At 65.1% G+C, this 18,977-nt stretch carries 22 protein-coding genes and 1 tRNA gene; 4 read left to right on the plus strand and 19 right to left on the minus strand.

Annotated elements, in window-relative coordinates; translation table 11 throughout:
- Positions 1-1,482: translocation/assembly module TamB domain-containing protein (locus tag VF662_RS02250; protein WP_464137192.1), on the plus strand; the 1,482-nt coding region annotated here is incomplete at its 5' end.
- 40 nt (positions 1,483-1,522) lie between these two features.
- Entirely contained in the window at positions 1,523-1,876 is a 354-nt protein-coding gene (locus VF662_RS02255) for a hypothetical protein (RefSeq protein WP_464137197.1), read from the plus strand.
- Here VF662_RS02255 and VF662_RS02260 read toward each other — a convergent pair.
- Entirely contained in the window at positions 1,873-2,769 is an 897-nt protein-coding gene (locus VF662_RS02260) for a CDP-alcohol phosphatidyltransferase family protein (RefSeq protein WP_464137203.1), read from the minus strand. The genes VF662_RS02255 and VF662_RS02260 overlap by 4 nt on opposite strands.
- 135 nt (positions 2,770-2,904) lie before the next feature.
- Here VF662_RS02260 and VF662_RS02265 point away from each other — a divergent pair, with 135 nt between their 5' ends.
- The gene (locus tag VF662_RS02265) at positions 2,905-3,621 is read left to right on the plus strand and encodes a phosphocholine cytidylyltransferase family protein (RefSeq protein WP_464137207.1); all 717 of its coding nucleotides are present in this window, start codon (positions 2,905-2,907) and stop codon (positions 3,619-3,621) included.
- A 111-nt stretch (positions 3,622-3,732) separates the two neighbouring features.
- Here the strand turns inward: VF662_RS02265 and VF662_RS02270 are convergent.
- From VF662_RS02270 to VF662_RS02300, 7 genes are all read right to left on the minus strand, one after another.
- Positions 3,733-3,808, minus strand: a tRNA-Phe gene (locus VF662_RS02270).
- Positions 3,809-3,848: 40 nt separating this feature from the next.
- Positions 3,849-4,046, minus strand: a complete 198-nt coding sequence (locus VF662_RS02275; protein WP_464137212.1) for a DNA gyrase inhibitor YacG — start codon at positions 4,044-4,046, stop codon at positions 3,849-3,851.
- Positions 4,024-5,016: a ribonuclease gene (locus tag VF662_RS02280; protein ID WP_464137216.1), complete on the minus strand. Its 993-nt coding sequence runs from the start codon at positions 5,014-5,016 to the stop codon at positions 4,024-4,026. The genes VF662_RS02275 and VF662_RS02280 overlap by 23 nt, the downstream gene beginning before the upstream one ends.
- A complete protein-coding gene (locus tag VF662_RS02285) occupies positions 5,009-5,581 on the minus strand; it encodes a Maf family protein (RefSeq protein WP_464137221.1) in 573 nt (190 codons plus the stop codon). Before VF662_RS02285 ends, VF662_RS02280 begins: the two co-directional genes overlap by 8 nt.
- A 16-nt stretch (positions 5,582-5,597) precedes the next feature.
- A complete protein-coding gene (gene infA, locus VF662_RS02290) occupies positions 5,598-5,816 on the minus strand; it encodes a translation initiation factor IF-1 (RefSeq protein ID WP_003049127.1) in 219 nt (72 codons plus the stop codon).
- Positions 5,817-5,886: 70 nt separating this feature from the next.
- On the minus strand, positions 5,887-6,750 hold the full coding sequence (locus VF662_RS02295; RefSeq protein WP_464137229.1) for a transcriptional regulator: 864 nt from the start codon (positions 6,748-6,750) through the stop codon (positions 5,887-5,889).
- Positions 6,743-7,963, minus strand: coding sequence for a GNAT family N-acetyltransferase (locus VF662_RS02300; protein ID WP_464137231.1), 1,221 nt, complete (start codon positions 7,961-7,963; stop codon positions 6,743-6,745). Before VF662_RS02300 ends, VF662_RS02295 begins: the two co-directional genes overlap by 8 nt.
- Before the next feature lie 105 nt (positions 7,964-8,068).
- On the opposite strand from VF662_RS02300, the gene VF662_RS02305 reads away from it, so the two are divergent.
- Positions 8,069-8,650 (plus strand): hypothetical protein, encoded by a 582-nt coding sequence (locus VF662_RS02305; protein ID WP_464137233.1) that lies wholly within the window; start codon positions 8,069-8,071, stop codon positions 8,648-8,650.
- On the opposite strand, the gene VF662_RS02310 is transcribed toward VF662_RS02305, so the two are convergent.
- From VF662_RS02310 to VF662_RS02360, 11 genes are all read right to left on the minus strand, one after another.
- Positions 8,647-8,775 (minus strand): hypothetical protein, encoded by a 129-nt coding sequence (locus VF662_RS02310; RefSeq protein WP_464137235.1) that lies wholly within the window; start codon positions 8,773-8,775, stop codon positions 8,647-8,649. The two genes, VF662_RS02305 and VF662_RS02310, sit on opposite strands and share 4 nt — an antisense overlap.
- On the minus strand, positions 8,765-10,222 hold the full coding sequence (locus VF662_RS02315; RefSeq protein WP_464137237.1) for an ATP-binding protein: 1,458 nt from the start codon (positions 10,220-10,222) through the stop codon (positions 8,765-8,767). The genes VF662_RS02310 and VF662_RS02315 overlap by 11 nt, the downstream gene beginning before the upstream one ends.
- A 135-nt stretch (positions 10,223-10,357) precedes the next feature.
- Entirely contained in the window at positions 10,358-11,293 is a 936-nt protein-coding gene (locus VF662_RS02320) for an IS1595 family transposase (protein ID WP_464137239.1), read from the minus strand.
- Positions 11,294-11,460: 167 nt separating this feature from the next.
- Positions 11,461-13,629: a sodium-translocating pyrophosphatase gene (locus VF662_RS02325; RefSeq protein ID WP_464137242.1), complete on the minus strand. Its 2,169-nt coding sequence runs from the start codon at positions 13,627-13,629 to the stop codon at positions 11,461-11,463.
- Between the two features lie 117 nt (positions 13,630-13,746).
- On the minus strand, positions 13,747-14,703 hold the full coding sequence (gene thiL, locus VF662_RS02330; RefSeq protein WP_464137244.1) for a thiamine-phosphate kinase: 957 nt from the start codon (positions 14,701-14,703) through the stop codon (positions 13,747-13,749).
- Between the two features lie 43 nt (positions 14,704-14,746).
- A complete protein-coding gene (locus VF662_RS02335; RefSeq protein ID WP_464137247.1) occupies positions 14,747-15,649 on the minus strand; it encodes a hypothetical protein in 903 nt (300 codons plus the stop codon).
- Between the two features lie 57 nt (positions 15,650-15,706).
- Positions 15,707-16,162 carry a transcription antitermination factor NusB gene (nusB, locus tag VF662_RS02340; RefSeq protein ID WP_464137251.1) on the minus strand — a complete coding sequence of 152 codons (456 nt, stop codon included), beginning with the start codon at positions 16,160-16,162 and terminating at the stop codon, positions 15,707-15,709.
- A gap of 41 nt (positions 16,163-16,203) precedes the next feature.
- Positions 16,204-16,659 (minus strand): abscisic acid-deficient protein Aba4 family protein, encoded by a 456-nt coding sequence (locus VF662_RS02345; protein WP_464137256.1) that lies wholly within the window; start codon positions 16,657-16,659, stop codon positions 16,204-16,206.
- A gap of 22 nt (positions 16,660-16,681) precedes the next feature.
- Complete coding sequence (locus tag VF662_RS02350) at positions 16,682-17,584, minus strand: alpha/beta fold hydrolase (RefSeq protein ID WP_464137258.1); 903 nt, start codon at positions 17,582-17,584, stop codon at positions 16,682-16,684.
- On the minus strand, positions 17,581-17,991 hold the full coding sequence (locus VF662_RS02355; RefSeq protein WP_464137263.1) for an endonuclease domain-containing protein: 411 nt from the start codon (positions 17,989-17,991) through the stop codon (positions 17,581-17,583). The genes VF662_RS02350 and VF662_RS02355 overlap by 4 nt, the downstream gene beginning before the upstream one ends.
- 73 nt (positions 17,992-18,064) lie before the next feature.
- Positions 18,065-18,967, minus strand: coding sequence for a pirin family protein (locus VF662_RS02360; protein WP_464137266.1), 903 nt, complete (start codon positions 18,965-18,967; stop codon positions 18,065-18,067).
- Positions 18,968-18,977: the final 10 nt, after the last annotated feature.

Genomic DNA, 18,977 nt, shown 5'->3' on the forward strand with positions numbered 1-18,977 from the left:
TTCACCCGCGCCGGCATTGCCACGGTCTCGGCTCCGGTGAACATCGCCACCCAGGCGACCCTGCGCCCCGAGGGCGGCGCGCTTGCGGCGGTGATCAGGCGCGGCGGCAACGTGATCGGCCGTGCGCAGGTGCGGCTGCAGCCGGTGGGCGGCGGCGGCAGCTGGATGGAGCGGCTGATGGCGGCGCCGCTCGCCGGCGGCATCCGCTATAACGGCCCGGCCCAGGTCCTCTCCTCCTTTGCCGGGCTCGCCAACCAGCAGCTTTCGGGGCCGATCGGCATCGCCGCCGATTTCAGCGGCAGGGTCCAGAACCCTCAGTTCACCGGCATCGTCCGCGCCAACAACCTCACCTTCGAGGACGAGACCTACGGCACGCGCATCACCAATCTCGCGCTCCAGGGGCGGTTCACGAGTTCGACCTTCGAGATCACCCAGCTTTCCGGCCGCGCCGGCCGCGGTACCCTGACGGGGCGCGGCACCGTCGGCCTGGCCTCGGCCGCAGGCTTCCCGATCGATATCCGCCTCAACTTCGACAACGCCCAGCTCGCCCGCGGCGACGACATCGGCGCGACGGTGAGCGGCGACCTCGCAATCACCAACAGCCGCTCCGCCGGAGCCCTGATAAAGGGCAATCTCACGCTGCCGCAGGTGCGCTACCAGATCGTCCGCCAAGGGGCCGCGCAGGTGGCCGAACTCGAAGGCGTCCGGCGCAGGGGCGATCCTCTGATCCGGCCCGACCAGGTCAACCAGCAGCAGGCGGCGCCCAGCATCTGGAAGCTCGACATCAGGGTGCGCGCGGAAAACCAGGTGTTCGTCTCGGGAATGGGCCTCGAATCCGAATGGCGGACGGATCTCAGGATCGGCGGCACGTCCGCGAGCCCGACCGTAGTCGGTGACGCGCGCGTGATCCGCGGCACGTTCAGCTTCTCCGGTCAGCGGTTCGAGCTTACGACCGGCGAGGTCGAGTTCACGGGATCGCAGCCGATCAATCCGCGCCTCAACATCCGGGCCAGCGGCGATGTGAAGGACGTGACGATCACGATGGGGATCAGCGGCACCGGCACCAACCCGCAGATCGCCTTCAGCTCCTCACCGTCACTGCCGCAGGACGAGATCATGGCGCGCCTGCTGTTCGGCGGCTCCGTCACCGAGCTGTCCGCGCTCCAGCTGGTGCAGGTCGGAATGTCGCTGAACGCGCTCCGGGGCGGCAGCGGCGGCCTCAACCCGCTCGGCAAGCTCCGCTCGGCAAGCGGCGCGGCGCGGCTCCGGATCCTCGGTGCCGACGAGGCGACCGGCCGCGGCACCGCTCTTGCCGCCGGCTTCTACCTCAGCCGGAATATCTATCTGGAGCTGATCACCGACGCCCGCGGCTTTACCGCCACGCAGATCGAGGTCGCGCTCTCGAAGAGCCTCAGCATCCTCTCGCAGGCGGGCTCGGCCGGCAGCACCAGCGTCAACGCCCGCTACCGCAAGCGCTATTAAGGCGCTTCCCCACCGCCGCGCCTTTCCCTAGGCGGCGCGGATGGATTGGTGGCTTATGAAAGTGTGGGTCGAGGAGACGACCGGCCTCAACATGGATGCGCTGCATGTGCATGCCGGCATCCTCGCGCAGCTCTTCTTCGCCCTGATCCTGCGGCGATCGATCGGAAGCGTCTGGCCGTGGCTGCTCCTCCTCGCGGCCCAGATCGGCAACGAATGGTGGGACCTCACCTACGAAATCTGGCCGACGCGCGACGAGCAATGGGCGGAAAGCATCCGCGACACCTGGAATACGATGCTGCTCCCCACCCTGCTTCTGGTCCTGTCACGCTACGCACCCGGGCTTCTCGTGCGAAAGGAACGTCCCCAAGCGGATGCTGCCGAGCGCACCGGCTAGGCTCGTGCCAGCTCCTGGGCCAGCTGGCGGCTGTGCGCCTTGTGATACTGCACCGAGGCGACAAGGAGGAGGTTCAGCACCACGATCTCGGCAACGAAGAAGTAGATCGGGCTTCCGAGCGCCATGCTGACGAACAGCATCGGCGCCCGAGGATTCGCGCCGAGGGACTTCTGGAGCAGCAAGGATGTGCGCGACCTTTGCTTCACCAGGGCCCGGAGCCGTTCCAGCCCGCTCGGATCGCCGCACGAGAGAAACGCCTTGTCCACGGCCTCGGCATCGGGGTTCATCGCCGTGGCGAGACGGACATAGCCGTCCGCCATCCAGCCGAACATGCCGGTGAACCAGTTGCCGCGCCTCAACGTCCCTTCCTCGCCCGCTCCGCTATTCTTGAGCCAGGGCACTCCGTACGCCCACCACAAATAGGTCCTCCGCTGGCTTTCCGAGTGGTTGGCCTGAATGCCGTGGGATAGCGCCGCCACGGTCGCCAACGGCCAGGCGGAGATCCCCATCCGGTCGTCCAGGAACGCGGCCAGGGCCACATAGAGCACCGCGTGGCCTGCATAGTCGCAGACGCCGTCGACCAGCTCCCCGACCGGCGATGCCTTGCCGGTCAGCCGCGCAAGATCGCCGTCCGCACCGTCGAATACATGCCAGGCGACCTGGAACGCGAACCCGAGCAGCGCCGACTGCGGCGCGTCGAGTCCGGTATAGGCCCAGGCGGCGGCCGCGATGAACAGCCCGCCCATGACGGAAACGGCATTGGGGGAGATGCCGGTCGGCACGAGCGCGCGGGCGAGGCGGCCGGAGAGCGGGTGATAGATGAACCGGTTGAGCCAGTCCTCGAGCTCGAGCGGCCGCCCGCGCGGACGGCCGTTGCTCGGACTGGTCGACATCGTTGCCATGCGTGATCCCGGAAAGCCGCTGCCGGCCGCTTTGTTACATTCGCACCGGTTGGGGAAGCCCGATGCGGGCTCTCGCCTGAACTTCCCGGCTTCTCCTAAGTTTCCGCTGCTGTAGATGCTGCGCCAATGAAGTGCCTGATCATCGCTGCCGGCCATGGTAGCCGCCTCCGCTCGCTATCGGAGTCGAAGCCGCTCGCGCCGGTGGGCGGCGTTCCGCTGATCGAGCATGTCATCACGCGCGCGAAAGCGGGCGGCGCCTCCGAATTCCTCGTCGTCACCGGCCACCAGGGGGAGCGGGTGGAGGCATTCCTTGCCGACCTGTCGGCGCGGCTCGAGGTCCCGATCGCCGCCGCCCGGACCGAGGATTGGAACCTTCCCAACGGCTATTCGGTGGCGACGGGAGCGGCCTTGATCGACGGCGACTACCTCCTGACGATGTCGGACCATCTTTTCGATCCGGAGATCGTCGCCCGCCTGCTCGGCCTCCGTAACGCTTCGCGCTGCCTGATCCTTGCCGTCGATCGGAACATCTCAAACCCCGATCTCGACCTTGACGACGCGACGAAGGTGGAGACGGCCGAAGACGGAGCGATCCTCCGCATCGGCAAGCGGCTCCAGCGCTTCGATGCGATCGATACCGGGCTCTTCCTGGCGACGCCGGCGCTCCGCGAGGCGATCCTCGCAAGCATTGCGGGCGGAGGTGGCGGAAGCCTGTCGGAGGGCGTGCAGCTGCTGGCGGACAGGGGTGAGGCCCAAACGATGGACGTCGGCTCCAGCTGGTGGGCGGACGTAGACGATCCGCCGAGCCTCCGTGCGGCGGAGGAGCATCTGAAGGCTGCCTGAGGGTGGGGCGGCGCCTCTAGGGAATAGCGCCGCCCCATCCGCCACTTAGCCTAAGTTAGATAAAGGCCGGCTGAACGGGACGACGCTTCAGGCGATTATTCTTGAGGAGGATGGTGCCCAGGGGCGGGATCGAACCACCGACACTGCGATTTTCAGTCGCATGCTCTACCAACTGAGCTACCTGGGCATTTCCGTCGAACCGCGGAAAGCAGCGCCTATAGAGGCGGCTAGCCGTCGCTGTCCAGCCCGCTGGAGCCTGAATCTCCATCGCTCTCATGGGCAGGCGGGCCTGGAACGCGATAGCCCTCGCCGAGCCATTTGAGCAGGTCCCGGTCACGGCAGCCACGGCTGCAGAAAGGCGCATCGGCAGCGCTTGGCGGCTTTCCGCACAAAGGGCAGGGTTTAGGCGAAGCGGCTCTGGACATGGCCGGCGGATATGGCGAGGCCTGGCTCCGCCCGCAAGGCGACCGGCGCGCCGATGCGGGCGGCGAGCGCGTCCAGCCAGGCCGGCTGCGCTTCGAGGAAGGCGATGATTGCGGGAGAGGCGCGGATGGTCCGCTCGCCCGAGCCGCCGGTCCGCTCCGCGCGGCGCAGTAGCTGGCGCGCGGCTGCGCCGACGGGGTCTCCCTGCAGCAGCTCCGGCAACGAGAGCCGCTCGCGTTTCCTCACCACCTGAAGAAAGCCGAAGCCGTTGACGGCAGTGCGCTCCAACGGCTGCGGAAGCATCGCATCGAGCGCCGCCGCCGCCGCCTGCCGTTCCGCCTTGCCGGCGAGCGTAGGCAAGTCGATGCCGATCGAGCCGCCGATCCCGAACCGTCGGATCGTGCTTCCGGCGGCGGCGGCCCCTGCGATCGCTAGCGGCGCCGGCGGGAGATGTCCGTCGACGTCAAACAGCGTCATCGCGGGCGTCAGGCTCATGCGCAATGCTCCGCCCGGGAAGGGGATCTCGCCGGACAGCGCCTGCTCGACAAGCTCCGACCAGCCTGCCTGCTCAAGCCGATCCGCGCCGAAGGCGGAGAGTTCGGAGACGGCGATGCCCGCCGAGCCGATCCGCTCGCGAAGCGACGGCCCGTCGCGCGGAGGATCGTCGGTGATCCGGCCCCTGGGGAGCTTCGGCCTCCCCGGCTCCGCAATTGCCTCCCGCACGATCTCGACAGTGACGCCGGCGCCCTCGGTGAGCTTCGGCGGGAGCGGCTCGACGAGCGCCTCGCCGCCGCCCTCCAGCGAAGCGATGCCGCGACGGCCGGGGATCAGGATCGTGGCGAGCCGCCCCCGCAGGACCGAGCCTGCCCGCTGCTGCGAGGGAAGCTCGATTTCCGCTTCCAATATCTCATCGGCTTCGACGAGCGCGGCTCGGTTCTCACCTATCCCCGCCTCGTAGAGCCACTCAGCCAAGCGTACAGCCCGCTGCAACGAGAAGTGCCCTCGTCTCGAACAACGGCAACCCCACTACCCCCGAATGGCTGCCGGAAATCTGCCTGATCAGGGCTTCGGCGCGGCCTTGAATGGCATAAGCACCCGCCTTGCCGCGCCATTCGCCGCTAGCGAGGTAGCAATCGAGCTCCCGATCGCTGAGGCGCTTGAACGAGACGATCGTGGTGGACAGACGGTGCCGCTGCTTGGCGTCCGCAGCGATCACCGTAACGGCCGTGTGCACCCGGTGGCGCCGGCCTGACAGAAGGGCGAGCGTCCTCCGCGCTTCCTCCTCATACTCAGTCTTGGGCAGGATTCGGCGCCCCGCGGCGACCACGGTATCTGCTGCGAGGATGATGGAGCCCGCATACGCACCGTGCACGGCCTCCGCCTTCTCCCGGGCGAGCCGGGCGGCATAATGGGGCGGCAGCTCGCCACGCGCGGGCGTCTCATCTATGTCCGCAGGCATCACAGCATCGGGGATGACGCCGATCCGCGCCAGCAGCTCGAGCCTGCGCGGGCTTGCGGACGCAAGGATCAGGCGCACGCGCGGGCGCGCTCCGTCACTTGAAACGGTAGGTGATCCGACCCTTGGTGAGGTCGTAGGGCGTCAGCTCGACCAGCACCTCGTCCCCAACGAGGACCCGGATCCTGTTCTTGCGCATCTTGCCGGCAGTGTGGCCGAGAATCTCATGATCGTTCTCGAGGCGCACACGGAACATCGCGTTCGGCAGCAGCTCAACCACCTGCCCGCGCATTTCCAGAAGTTCTTCCTTAGCCATCAATCCTCTGGGGGAAATTTGTGGCGCTCCTTTAGCGGGTGCTTGGAAGAAAGAAAAGTGAGGCGGGGCGCTAGCTCCGGCCGCCCTTCAGCGCACGCTCCGCCTTTGCAATCGCGCGATAAGCGACGGACTTGGCGACATTCTGCCGAGGGAAACGCGCGGGAGGCGCCGGATCGAGGCCAAGCTTGCGCACCAGGCGGTTGAACGAGCGGGCGTCGGCCTCCTGATAGCTCCACTCCGATCGCCAGGTGATCGAGAGCGAAATGGAGACTTCGGGGCCGTTCTTCACCCAGTGCGGTGCCTTCACGGGCACGTAGATCGCCTTTCCGGGCGTGAGTTCGAAAGGTTCGCCGCTGGCCGCGATCTCCTCTCGCCACGGGAGGTTGCGGTGACCCCCGGCGTGGAAGGCTTCGTGGCTGGCGCCGCTTGCGACACTTTCATCGCCGGCCGGGAAGACGGTCATGGTCTTCCTGCCGCGAAGCTGGAGCAGGATGTTGTGCTCGGGATCGAAGTGGAACGGAGTTACGGCGCCAGGCGAGGAGATGAAGATGAAGCCTTCCAGCTTCAACATTTCGCCGGTCACCGGCCGAACCAGCGGCTCCAGCTCGGCAAGCAGCGAATGGAGCAAATCGCGGTAGGTGGGATCCTGCTCGATGAACTTCAGAACCATCCAGGAGCCGCATTCCTCGATCGAGCGGATCGTCTCTTCGGCGCTGAGGCCGTTGGACGGCGTGGCCGAAGGATCGATCCCGACGGGGATGTCGCCCCGATTATATTCCGCATCGACGGGACGGATGCGCTTCGCCAGGGCCACCAGCGCATCCAGCTCGAACAGGGGATGTCCCAGCAGCCCGTGCGTCAGCAGCCCCGGCTGCTCCGGATAAAGGGTCTGGAAGGAACTCAGTCCGTCGGGAGTGAAGAAAGCGTCAGTCATGGTCGCTTACCTGTTCCGGTTGGGCGGTGCGGCGGCGGCCGCGCAATGCCGCGGAGGCTTGCTCCGCCGTTCGACAGAGCCTGAAGATCGTCTGCCGGAGTGGACCGGCGAGGGGAACGCTCACCCGCACGAGATGGCGGCGCTCGCCCCAGAGGCTGTTGATCATCGGGTGGTTTTCGGTGGCGCAGCTGTCCATCCATTCGATGCCGCCGCGCTCCAGAATGCGGAGATTCTCGATCTGGATGAGCACTCCGGGCGAGAAGCGCGCATAATCCTCGTCGATCGCGATCTTGAACGAGAAGCTGCCGGGGGGGCTGAGGAAGTTGACCAGCATCGCGATCGGGCGGCCGTCGAGGTCCATCCGGAGGAAGTCGAGCTTGCCGGCATGGAACGCACCTTCGATCGCTTCCCGGAAGAAGCCGCGCGTTCCAGGATCGCAAGCAAGGGCAGAACCGCGATCGCCCTTCCAGCCGGATCGCTCCAGCTCGAGGAAGGCGTCGGTCCAGGGCTCCAGCTCCTCGGCGGAGGAGAGCATGCGGAATTCCACCCGCCCCAGCTCCGCCAGCCTCGCGGAAAGGCGTTTCAGCTCCTTCCGCTTCTTCTTGCGGACCGTCTGCTCGTAATAAGCCCCGGGCGAAAGATCGCTCTCGAGCAGCGCTCGCTGCGTCCGGTAGACGACATCGCACGGGCGCTGGAGGCGCGCAGCCGCTTGGGAAAGGCCGCGATGCACAGGGCCGTCCTCAACCAGCGAGGCGACGTGAAGGAAGCCCCTGGCCCAAGGCTGCTCGTCGAGCAGGCGAAGGACCGCTTCCCAGAAAGCGGCCTCGGCTCCCTTGCGAATGAGCGGCGTGCCCAGGAACGAGTGGTAGTGAAGCCAATTCGTCACGTGCCGGACCTTGAGGCGGCCGTAGCGGTCGGCCACGTGCACCGGCAGCAGGCCCAGCAATGACCGCCCCTGCCATACTTCGATTGTCTTCAGGTCGACCGGAACGTCGAGGTGACGTAGCGAGGCTCCGGCAAACCAGCTCTCGACGAAGGCATTCGGTTCAGAGGCACATTGCTCGAGCTCAGGCCATTGTTCGCGAAGGCGATAGGCAGCGCTGGCGGCGTCGCCGAAGCAGGCGGATACTTCGCCGGTGATCGGCAGCGAGTCAGGCGCGGCCGTGCCGGAGTCCACCTCGCCGGGGAGAAGGGTGGCAGCAGCGGCGTCCATCTCTGATCCTCTTCTCACGCCCCTCGAGGAAGCCGCTACGCGAGAAGGGTAAAATTTTGGTGATTATACCTCTTGCAAACACGGCAGCCGTGATAAGACGCTTCCGTGGACTTGCTGGACAGATTCTTAGCTCAAGTGGGCGCCATCCCATCCGTATGGATGCCTTTCGTTGTGGTGCTCGCGGTGCTTGCTGCTGCCATCTGGAAAGCGATGGACTGGGCATATGGCGCTCGGGTCCAGAGGCTCGCCGATGAGCGTGATAACCTTCAACGGCGACTGACCGAGGAGATCAACAGCCGGCCAGTCACAGGCCCGACGAGTGAGCCGAACCTTGGTCCTGACCGTCCTGAATATCGAGACGACCAGCGACGGCATGCGGTGATCCTGACCGAAATCAAAACGACAGCCCAAAGCGTCGGCCATGCGTTGGGAGAGAATAATCAACGGGGCATGGAGATTGCTTTAGCGAGCGCGAGAGCAACGCTGAGTCTGGTGGGAAAGACTTATGATCTGCAGTTTCCTAATCTGAGGGGACACACTCGTGCATCTCTGGAAGCGGGTGCCAGATTTTTAACTGAGATCGGCCCCTACCTCCGCACCGGTCAATTAGACGAGGCGCGGGCTCTAGCCGCCGAACTTACGCCGCACTTGCAACTTTACTGCACTGGTAGGGTCGCGCCGCTCTAGTCGGGCTTAGGCTTCTGCTGCGCCACCTTCCGCAGCCGCTCATCCCAGCGGGCTTCGTCCTCGTCGCAGCCTAGCTCGCGAGCGGCTTCCTTGAATTTGTCGGTCTGCGATTTGTCATTGGCCATTGCCGCGCTCCTCATTCAATTCGTAACGAGCCTTTGGATCACGCTGAAACTTTGGGGGGATGAATTTCAGAAGACTCTTCCTCACGAGGCGATCCAGGTCCCGCTTCGACGTGTTCCAAGTTCGGCCTGTCAGGCGTGAAGCCTCAGCCACCTGTATCGAGCGGTTGTTGAACGCGTAGCCCATTATCTGGATCTCATAGTCTTGGAGCTGCTTCCACGTTTCCACGCCGCAGAACGTCGCCACGTCTTTGTCTAAGGCCCGCTTACGAGAGTGGTGGTCATTTCGAAGCGTCACCCGCACGGAGACGCCGTTGATGGCCTCCTGAGAGAAGCTTGGGGCTGGGAGATTATACTCCTCCATGCTTTGCCGCATGCGGCGTGTTCCCTCTCGCGACATCTGTACGAAACCGAGGTAGCGGAGCGCCTCCATCAGATGCGGGTTTCTAGCGGCGCGCTGATTGTAAATGTTGGATGCGGTCACTGGAGGTACAAAACCCCCTGGGCTCTCTATTTCGAGCCGGTCCGAGAAGAACTTCACGAAAGTTTCAGACCCGGAGAAGCTGTACGACCTGTGCACAAGTGCGTTCACGATTGCTTCGAACCACGCCCATTTGGGATACTCGGGAGTCGTCACGAACTTGCCGTCATTACTCAGCCAAGTGACGTTGTAATTCATGTTCGCCAAAGCAGTGTCCGCCTCTCTGATGAGGCGAGGAATGTTTCCCTCTAAGTAGAAGTCGCGAAGCGGTCGAAAGGTGTCGCCAGCGCCCTCCTCAGTTCCTGAAAACCTTTGGACGCGCACCCGCGCTCCGGCGTGAAATGACAACGGGTCTTTAGCGGCAAAAAGGACGAGGCAGTTGAGCGGGATAAACTCACCGCTCTCTTCAAGCATCAAGTGGCGATCAATCAGGATCTCAGCGGCGGTCCACTCCGACTTATTCTCGCGCTCTCGAAAGTTAGTGCAAAACTCTAGGAGAATGTCGCTGTCGAAGTCCTGTGGAAACTTGAAATGCCTATTGGGTCTCTGCTCCCACGATCGCTCCTGACGTGTAGAGCGGAAGTCGTCCCGCTCTTCAGCGCTCATCTTATGCTTGGTATCGCCGAGGCGAATGAAGGCTTCTTGCTTATGCGTTTCTACCAGAATCCCCCGGTATGGAACGTAAGCTGCTACTACAAAATCTGGCTTTCCATCCACCTTCGTTGCGATCGTTCTGAACTCAGGGCATGCCTCCCGACAGAGTTGAGTATGGCAGCTCTTCAGCCTGTTGAGGTCGGTGGTGGACAATCCTGAGCACCCAGTGATCTTCCCGTCGTTTTCTACGCCGTAAAGGACGACTCCGCCTTCGACGGTGTTTGACCACATACTGAGGTACTCAGCATATTGCTCTCGATTGACCTTCCGGGCCGATTTGCGTTCGATACGATCATCTTCCGCAAACTCCGCCAACGTGTGCTCACTGAGCCGGAGCCACAGGTCCCTAGGAGACCACGTTGCCCGATGCTCGGGCGGTGTTAGAAATAGCGGGAGTTCGGGCTGATCCATGCGCCTCGCACAATATAAAGGGTGATGAGCACCTGCTCATCACCCCACATTTAGTGCTTCTTGATCAGGCCGTCGATAGGTGAGACGCTTGCCCGCAATCCCCTGTAGCGCCTTCACCGAGCGACCCGCATCATTGATGCCATTGGCCTCGCGATTGTTATATCGGAAATCGAACTCAGCGAGATAGCGGTGCAGGTGCTGCTCGCCGCAATGCTGGTAGATGCCCTTCATGCCCTTCTTGAAGATGCTGAAATAGCCTTCGACGGTGTTGGTGTGGACCTTACCGCGGCCATATTCGCCGTTCGTGTGGCTGACGAAATCGTGGCGATATTCCTTCGCCAGCGGCGTGTAGATCGGGCTCTCGTCCGTCACTAGGAACGTCTCTGCTTCGATGTTGGCGCGGACGATCGGGAGGATCGTGGCGCGGTTCACCTTGTCCACCACAATCGCTCGGCTGCGGCCCGTGGAGCGGTCGATCAGCGTCAGCACCTTCATCTTGTGGTGATAGGCGGACTTCTTCTCCATGCCCTTCTTGCGGCCGATGAAAGTCTCATCGACCTCGACCGTGCCACCGTTGCCGCCGAACGGAGCAAGGTCGCCGGAGCGCATGGCTTCGCGGATGCGATGGGTCAGGAACCATGCGCTCTTGTAGGTGATCTCCAGAATGCGGTGGAGCTGGTGAGAGGAAACGCCCTTCTTGCTGGCAGTCATGAGGTACACAGCCTGGAGCATCTTGTTGAGCGGGATGCGGGCATGCTCGAACACGGTGCCGACCTTCACCGTGAACTGCTTCTTGCAGTCGCCACAGCGCCACAGGCCGAGACGGATGCGCTTCTCCACGTTCGCCGTCACCTTGGTGATCCGCGACGTGCAGCCGCAGTGCGGGCAGACCGGCTCACCGTTCCAAATGATGCGCTCCAGATGCTCGAAAGCCTTGGCTTCGTCGTGGAACTCGGGGCGGGAAAGTGCAGACATTTGAACGGCTCCTCAGTCCGTCCCTTATGACACAGTCAGCCCGTGTTTGCAATGTATATAATCACCAAAATTTTGATGTGCATCGGCTTCGCGGCTGGCGGCGACGCAAGAAAAAGCCCGCCGGAATCGCTCCCGGCGGGCTTCTTTAGCCGATAGGATTTTTCGGATCAGCCGGCGCCGCCCGCCAGCGCCGCCAGAAGCAGCAAGGCGACGATGTTGGTGATCTTGATCATCGGGTTCACGGCCGGGCCGGCAGTATCCTTGTAGGGATCGCCGACCGTGTCGCCCGTCACCGCCGCCTTATGGGCTTCGGAGCCCTTGCCGCCGTAGTTTCCGTCTTCGATATACTTCTTCGCATTATCCCACGCGCCGCCTCCGGACGTCATTGAGATGGCCACGAAGAGACCGGAAACGATCACTCCGAGCAGCAATGCGCCCAAAGCGGCGAAGCCCTGCTCGCGGCCTGCAATCGCGGCAATCGCGAAGTAGACGACGATCGGCGTCAGCACCGGCAGCAGCGAGGGGACGATCATCTCCTTGATCGCCGCCTTGGTGACGAGATCGACGGTGCGGGCGTAGTTCGGGCGGCTGGTGCCGTCCATGATGCCGCTGTTCGAGCGGAACTGCTCGCGAACGTCGATGACCACGTCCCCGGCCGCGCGGCCGACCGCGGTCATGCCCATCGCGCCGAAGAGGTAGGGCAGGAGGGCGCCGAGCAGCAGGCCGACCACCACGTACGGGTTGGAGAGCTCGAAATCGACATCCCCGATACCGAGGGCGCCGGAATAATGCTCGAGGTCAGTCGTATAGGCACCGAACAGCACCAACGCCGCCAGCGCGGCCGAGCCGATGGCATAGCCCTTGGTGACTGCCTTGGTGGTGTTGCCGACGGCATCGAGGGCATCGGTGCGGTGGCGCACTTCCTCTTCCATGCCCGACATCTCGGCGATGCCGCCCGCATTGTCGGTGACCGGGCCGTAAGCGTCGAGGGCGACGACCATTCCGGCCAGCGCAAGCATCGCAGTCGCCGCAAAGGCGATGCCGATGAGCCCTGCGAGCTGGTAGGAGACGATGATGCCGACGCAGATGACCAGGGTCGGCATCGCGGTGGATTCAAGGCTGACCGCGAGGCCCTGGATGACATTGGTGCCGTGGCCCGTCTCGGAAGCCTTGGCGATCGAGCGGACCGGACGGAAGTTCGTGCCGGTATAATATTCCGTGATCCAGACGATGAGGCCGGTGACTGCAAGACCCACCATCGCAGACCAGAAAAGGTCCCATCCGGTGAAGCTCCCGGCGGCGGCGGCGATGCCGCTGGCGGTTTCGGGCCCAGTGGATTCGGCACCGCTTCCGATCACCCGGTTCATGTCGCCGAGCGTCTGCCACATCACGTAGAAAATGGCGGGGATCGAGAGGACCGCCGTCGTCCAGAAGCCCTTGTAGAGCGCTCCCATGATCGATTGCTTGCGGCCGAGGCGCACCATGTAGGTGCCGATGATTGAGGTGAGGATGCAAACGCCGCCGATGATCAGCGGCAGCGCCATCAGCGAGGTGAGCTCTTCGGCGCCCGCCCGGACCAGAAGAGCGATGAGCACCATGGTTGCGCCGACGGTGACGACATAGGTTTCGAACAAATCGGCGGCCATTCCGGCGCAGTCGCCGACGTTATCGCCAACGTTGTCCGCAATCACGGCCGGGTTGCGGGGATCGTCCTCCGGGATCCCGGCTTCGACCTTGCCGACGAGATCGGCGCCGACGTCCGCGGCCTTGGTGAAGATGCCGCCGCCGAGACGAGCGAAGATCGAGATCAGGGAAGCGCCGAAAGCGAGACTGACCAGTGCGTTGACGACATGGCGGCGGTCATCGGGATTGCCGAGGTCCGCACCCTGCGTCTGCACGAGCACGTAGAAAAGACCAGCGATGGCGAGGAGCGCCAGGCCTGCGACCAGCATTCCCGTGATTGCGCCGGCGCGGAAGGCGACGGTGAGGCCGCGCTGAAGCGAGGTGCGGGCGGCTTCGGCGGTGCGCACGTTGGCACGGACCGAGATGTTCATACCGATATAGCCGGCAACGCCGGAGAGGAAGGCGCCGATGACGAAGCCGACCGCCTCGGTGATCCCGAGGAACAGCCCGACGAGCACCGCCACGACCACCCCGACAATGGCGATGGTGGTGTACTGGCGCCCAAGATAGGCCTTCGCCCCCTCCTGGATCGCCGCTGCAATGTCCTGCATCTTCGCGTTGCCCGCCGAGGAGGCGAGCACCTGGCGGCTGGTGACGAAGCCGTAGAGCACTGCGGCAAATCCGCAGGCTATGGCGATGAGCACGACGGTCATCTGGTTGTTCCTTCCCCTGATTTAACCCGGCAGAGCTGATCAGCCCCAAAGCGAATGCGCGCGGGTGCGATGCGTCTTAGGGGGCGAAGGCCCGGACTTCAACCTCTTGGGAACAGCTTAGCCGGCGCCGCCATGCTCGTAGCCGAGGCGCGGCGGCAGCGGCAGCGTCTCTCCTCGATCGGTGACGGAAAGGTCGGCGCCTTCGGAGAAGCGCCCGATCGGCGTCAGGGGAATTGAGAGCGAGGCAGCCATGGCGCGGATCTCACCCTCGCGCTCGGGCGGCGCAGCGAACAGCAGCTCGTAATCATCACCGGCGATGCATGCATCGATCCGCGCCTGCCGGTCCTCCCCCGCAGCCGCTATGAATTCGGTGGAGAGCGGCACGTCGCGAAGCTCGATCTCGAGGGCGAGGGTGCTTGCCCCGGCCATTCGAGCGGCGTCGATGAGGAGGCCGTCCGACACGTCCATCATTGCCCCGACGAGCGGGGCGAGCGCCTGGCCGAGCGAGAGCCTCGGCTGCGGCCTCCGATAGCGGGCGACCAGCGCCTCAGGCCCGGCGAGCTCGCCGAGCGCCACCCTCAGCCCCACGCCGGCGTCGCCGATGGCGCCGCTGACCCAGAGCTGGTCCCCCGCGCGGGCGCCGGAGCGGCTGGGAACCGGTGCCGGAGCCTCGCCGATCGCAGTCAGGGCGAGCGTGCGGGGAGCGCCTGCCCGTGCAGAAACGGTATCTCCGCCCAGGAGCGGAAGCTGGAAGCTCTCAAGCGCGGCTTGCAGCCCCTCGAGGAATTCCCGGTCCCAGGCAGAAGCGTCGGACAGGCTGTAGCCGAGGAGCGCTCCGACCGGCCGGGCGCCCTTGGCCGCCAGATCCGAGACGTTCACCGCGACGAGCTTCCACGCGACGTCCGCGGGCGGATCGCCAGACAGGTAGTGAACACCCTCGACCAGCATGTCGTGAGTGAGGATGAGGGTGGCGCCGCCGATCTCGAGCACCGCAGCATCGTCGGCAAGGCCCCTGGCGGCCGGATGTGTCGCAAGGCCGCGAAGAGCGGTAAGGAAGGCTGCCTCTCGTGACACGATCGCGCCTATACGCGCTCCGGGACGCGGCGCGAAGCCGGCCTCAAGGCGCGCAGCGAAGGCGAAGTACGCCGCTTGCCCTCGAATAAGTGGCCGCGGAGCAGCGGCCGAGCACGTCCGTCCCGACGGTGATGCGATAGAGCGCGTCCTGCGAGCGGCGCTCGCCGGTGACGACGATCCCCTCCATCCCCTCTTCCTGCCGACGCTGGAGCCGGTGCTTTCCGCGGAAATCGGATGCCCGCACCATGAGCAGGGGCACGGCCAGCCCGCCGAACCGAAGCGGCGTTGCAAGCTGCATCGGCCAGACCGGGCGCATCACGCCGAGGCTGATCTCCTCGTAGCTCTTCCGGGGCTCCAGCATCCCGCCGTGGACCTGCGCCAGAGCGGCTCCGGCCGCGGCCGGAGCCGAAGTGCGCGGCCGGGAGAAGGAGAGGCGAACGGCGATCTTCCGGCGCCCCGCCAGAACCGGAACGTAGACGCCGTGATTGTCGTGAACCTTCGTCTGCAGGGCGACCTCGCGCTCCCCCGGCCCGGCTTCGCGTCGTTCGATGGTCACGCTGTCGAACGGAAGTGCGTGGATCGACACCTGGCCGTCCGCATCGGCGGCGACCTTCCGGTCGTGCCAGCGAACCTCCGCTTCGGCGGGAGTCCCTTCGATCAGCAGACGCAGATCCTGCTTGCGGCCGCGCAGCTTCACCGGCCCGATCTGCTCGAGCCATTTTCCGTCGCCCTGCAGCCCCGCCCTCGCCGCCGCGTCGGGATTGAGTGTCACGGCCGGCGCGTGATCGAGCTCGACCCGGAGGCGCAGCCGCGTCCCCCCGATCACCGCCTCCACATAGGGGCCGGAGGCGGCGCGGAGCACCAGATCGGCCGCGGCCGCCGGCGCGGAGCCGGCCAGAGCGACAGCGAGCAGGACCAGCTTCAGCCTTGAACATCGGTTCGTCATGGAGGCAGGTTAGCCGGCGAACCTTACGCGTAGCTGACGGGCGTCGCGCCCTCAGCTCTAGTGCCTCACCGCCTTGGCGATCGCATCGAGGATCCCGTTCACGAACGCGGCCTGCTTGCGGTCGTAAAAGGCCTTGGCGACGTCGACATATTCGGAAATCACGCTGCCGGTGGGCACGTCGATGCGGGCGAGGAGCTCGTAGGCGCCGGCGCGGAGGATCTGTCGCATCGGCTTGTCGAGCCGCTCCAGCGCCCAATCCTTGCTGAGCTTGCCCGCGATCAGCGTGTCGATCTCATCGGTGCGGGCATGGACGCCGCTCACCACATCATCGAAGAAATCGACCTCCGCGTCCGCATATTCCACCTCCTCGATCGTCGCCCCGAGCCGGTGATGGTGGAATTCGTGGAGAAGCATCGGCAGCGGCGTCTGCTCCATCTCCTGCTGGTAGAGCGCCTGCACGGCGGCGAGCCGAGCGGCGGAACGGGAGCGGGAACGGGCGGAGGTCTGCGACATGGGCGGCGGCCATAGCTGTCGCGGCACCGCCAAGGAAAGGTCTAAATAGGGCGCGAAGGCACCTCGCCTTCAAGAGCGCGCCGGCCCCTTACAAGCCGCGCGGAACCGAGAAACAGGAGGAGCCCGAGCGGGCCGAACAGCGACGTGAGGACAAGGCAGGGAACGAGAAGCGCATGGCGCATGCCAATGCGATCGGCTTCCTCCACCTCCCATGAGCCGACCCAGAGGTCGAAGGCGATGTAGTGGACCCAGCCGAGCAGCGCGAGCATCGGATTCTGGAAGAGGGCACTGACGCCGGAGACGCTGTAATCCCGAGCGAGAACCGTCATCCCCTCCATGTGAGTGACGAAGATGATGAGATAGCCGATCGCTGCAAGCGCGGCGCAGGTGCGGGCGACCCGCACGGCCAGCCGGCGCCGCTTCGAAGCGAGGATCAGAGCGGCCCAGCCCGCGGCTCCAACCGCGTGCGCAGCCCAGAAAGACAGCCCGACTTCCATTGCTTCCCCCCTCCCCGTCAGCTCACTCCATCGCTTCGACCATGAAATCCCGAATCGCGGAGGTCACGACCTCCGGCTTCTCCCAGGGGATGAAGTGGCCGGCGTCCTTCTCGATCACGATCCGCAGATCCTCGACATAGTCGTTGAGGCCTTCGAGCTGGATCGGGAGCAGAGCCTTGTCCTTGAGGCCCCAGACCACCAGCACCGGCATCTTGAGCTTTGGGAACGGCATGTGGGTCCAGAGCGGAAGCCGCGCCTTTTCGCCCATTTCGGGCACCTCGATCCTGGCCGCGCGGTACCAGTTGAGCATCGCCGTCAGCGCGCCCGGGCGGCTCCAATCCTCTACATAGGAATCGCGCTCCGCCTCGGACATCAGGCGCAGGTCGACATGGGCGCTGAAGCTCTTTTCGAGGAAGGTGCGAAGCCCCATCGCGCGGATCGCGGCCTCGATGCCGGGCGCCCGGAAGGCGCGGATATATTGGGAGGCGGCGCGCTGGGCCTCGTCCTCGATCACGGTGCGCTGGAAGATCATCGGGTGCGGCGCGTTGACGATGACGAGGCGGCTCACCCGGTCGCCATGCTTCAGCGCCGCCGCCCAGGCCGCCGCGCCGCCCCAATCGTGCCCGACGAGCGTGAAGCGGCCGAGCCCGAACGCGTCGGCAAGCGCTATGAGGTCCTCAACGACCTTACCGGTCTCATATTCCTCCACCCCCTCGGGCTTGTCGGAGCCGGCAAAGCCGCGCTGATCGGGCGCGAACACCCGGTAATCGCGCACCAGATTGTGGAGCTGGTGCCGCCAGGTCCTGTGCGATTCGGGAAAGCCGTGAAGGAAGACGATCGGCTCGGCAGCTTCGGGGCCGCCGAACGCCACCTTGAGGGTGACGCCGGTGGGAAGGCCGATGCGGGTGGTCTGGAGTTCGTTCATACGCTCCTCCCCTGCTTTCGCAGGGGAGGGGGACCGGCGCAGCCGGTGGAGGGGCTGCGCGCAGCGCACTCCTGAATGATCAGTGTGAGAACCGGCTCAACGTCGTCGAGCACCTCGGCGGCGGCTATGCGCAAGGTCCTGATTCCCTGCTCAGCAAGCCAGGCATCACGCCGGATATCACGCTGCGGGTTGGCTCCCATGTCGTGCGCAATGCCGTCCACTTCGATCGCGAGCCCGGCGCTCATGCAGTAGAAATCCAGCGAATAAGGGCCGGCCGGATGCTGGTGGCGGAACTTGAAACCGCCAGGTCGGGTCCGAAGAGCCTGCCACAGCAGGATTTCGGGCAAGCTCATCTTCCGGCGCAGGGATCGGGCGCGCTTCACCGTCTTTCTTGGGCTTATTCGCATTTCGGCTCGCTCCGCTCGCGCCCCTCCACCACCCTGCGGGTGGTCCCCCTCCCCTGCAAAGGCAGGGGAGGAATCATGGGTAGCTGACCGTCTTGGGGGTGACGACAGGGAGCGGGATGCGTTCTTCGGAATCGTCGGGGACGGTCGGGAAGCGCTCGTTGCGCCAGTCGTCCTTGGCCTGGTTGATACGGTCGCGGCTGGAGGAGACGAAATTCCACCAGACGTGGCGCGGCCCATCCATCGGCGCGCCTCCGCAGAGCATCACGTGCGCGCCCCGCTCGGAGCGGAGGGCGGCGCTGGTGCCGGGGCGGAGAACGTAGAGCACGGTCGGCTCGAGCTTCTGCCCGTCCAGCGAGGCATCCCCTTCGGCGACGTAGAGCGCACGCTCCTCCGCCGAGGGATCGACCGGCATGCTCCCGCCGGGTGCGAGCGCCATATCGGCATAGATGGTCTCGCTGTGGCAGGTGACCGGGGAAGTCGCGCCCCAGAGCGTCCCCATCACGACGCGCGCATGGGCGCCGCTGCCGTCCACAACTGGAAGGCGCTCCTTCGGCACATGCTCGAAGGCGGGGTCCATCTCCTCCTTCGCCCGTGGAAGCGCAAGCCAGGTCTGGATGCCCGACAGCTCCGGCCCGCCCGGGCGCGCCTCTGCCGGCGAGCGCTCGGAATGGACGATACCGCGGCCGGCCGTCATCAGATTCACCGCTCCGGGCTCGATCGTACGGTAGGTGCCGAGCGAATCGCGATGGTCGATCGCTCCGGCGAAGAGGTAGGTGACGGTCGCGAGGTTGATGTGCGGGTGCGGCCGAACGTCGATCCCGCCCCCGGGCGGCAGGTGCGCGGGTCCCATCTGGTCGAAGAAGATGAAGGGGCCGACCGTGGTGCGCTCCTTGTGCGGAAGCGTCCGGTGGACCTTGAAGCCGCCGAGATCGTGCGTCGCCGGGTGGAGCGTCTGAATGAAGAGATCGTTGGTCATCTTTTCCCCC

The sequence above is a fragment of the Allosphingosinicella sp. genome, from assembly GCF_036387215.1.
Lineage (GTDB): Bacteria > Pseudomonadota > Alphaproteobacteria > Sphingomonadales > Sphingomonadaceae > Allosphingosinicella.

Bases quoted from the DNA above. Each gene is read 5' to 3' on its own strand.
- infA (WP_003049127.1), bottom strand. From the start codon at position 5,816: ATGGCTAAGGAAGAACTTCTGGAAATGCGCGGGCAGGTGGTTGAGCTG.
- VF662_RS02295 (WP_464137229.1), bottom strand. From the start codon at position 6,750: ATGACTGACGCTTTCTTCACTCCCGACGGACTGAGTTCCTTCCAGACC.
- VF662_RS02260 (WP_464137203.1), bottom strand. From the start codon at position 2,769: ATGTCGACCAGTCCGAGCAACGGCCGTCCGCGCGGGCGGCCGCTCGAG.
- VF662_RS02310 (WP_464137235.1), bottom strand. From the start codon at position 8,775: ATGGCCAATGACAAATCGCAGACCGACAAATTCAAGGAAGCCGCTCGC.
- VF662_RS02265 (WP_464137207.1), top strand. From the start codon at position 2,905: ATGAAGTGCCTGATCATCGCTGCCGGCCATGGTAGCCGCCTCCGCTCG.
- VF662_RS02275 (WP_464137212.1), bottom strand. From the start codon at position 4,046: ATGTCCAGAGCCGCTTCGCCTAAACCCTGCCCTTTGTGCGGAAAGCCG.
- VF662_RS02335 (WP_464137247.1), bottom strand. From the start codon at position 15,649: ATGACGAACCGATGTTCAAGGCTGAAGCTGGTCCTGCTCGCTGTCGCT.
- nusB (WP_464137251.1), bottom strand. From the start codon at position 16,162: ATGTCGCAGACCTCCGCCCGTTCCCGCTCCCGTTCCGCCGCTCGGCTC.
- VF662_RS02355 (WP_464137263.1), bottom strand. From the start codon at position 17,991: ATGCGAATAAGCCCAAGAAAGACGGTGAAGCGCGCCCGATCCCTGCGC.
- VF662_RS02255 (WP_464137197.1), top strand. From the start codon at position 1,523: ATGGATTGGTGGCTTATGAAAGTGTGGGTCGAGGAGACGACCGGCCTC.
- VF662_RS02345 (WP_464137256.1), bottom strand. From the start codon at position 16,659: ATGGAAGTCGGGCTGTCTTTCTGGGCTGCGCACGCGGTTGGAGCCGCG.
- VF662_RS02300 (WP_464137231.1), bottom strand. From the start codon at position 7,963: ATGGACGCCGCTGCTGCCACCCTTCTCCCCGGCGAGGTGGACTCCGGC.
- VF662_RS02320 (WP_464137239.1), bottom strand. From the start codon at position 11,293: ATGTCTGCACTTTCCCGCCCCGAGTTCCACGACGAAGCCAAGGCTTTC.
- VF662_RS02325 (WP_464137242.1), bottom strand. From the start codon at position 13,629: ATGACCGTCGTGCTCATCGCCATAGCCTGCGGATTTGCCGCAGTGCTC.
- VF662_RS02350 (WP_464137258.1), bottom strand. From the start codon at position 17,584: ATGAACGAACTCCAGACCACCCGCATCGGCCTTCCCACCGGCGTCACC.
- VF662_RS02360 (WP_464137266.1), bottom strand. From the start codon at position 18,967: ATGACCAACGATCTCTTCATTCAGACGCTCCACCCGGCGACGCACGAT.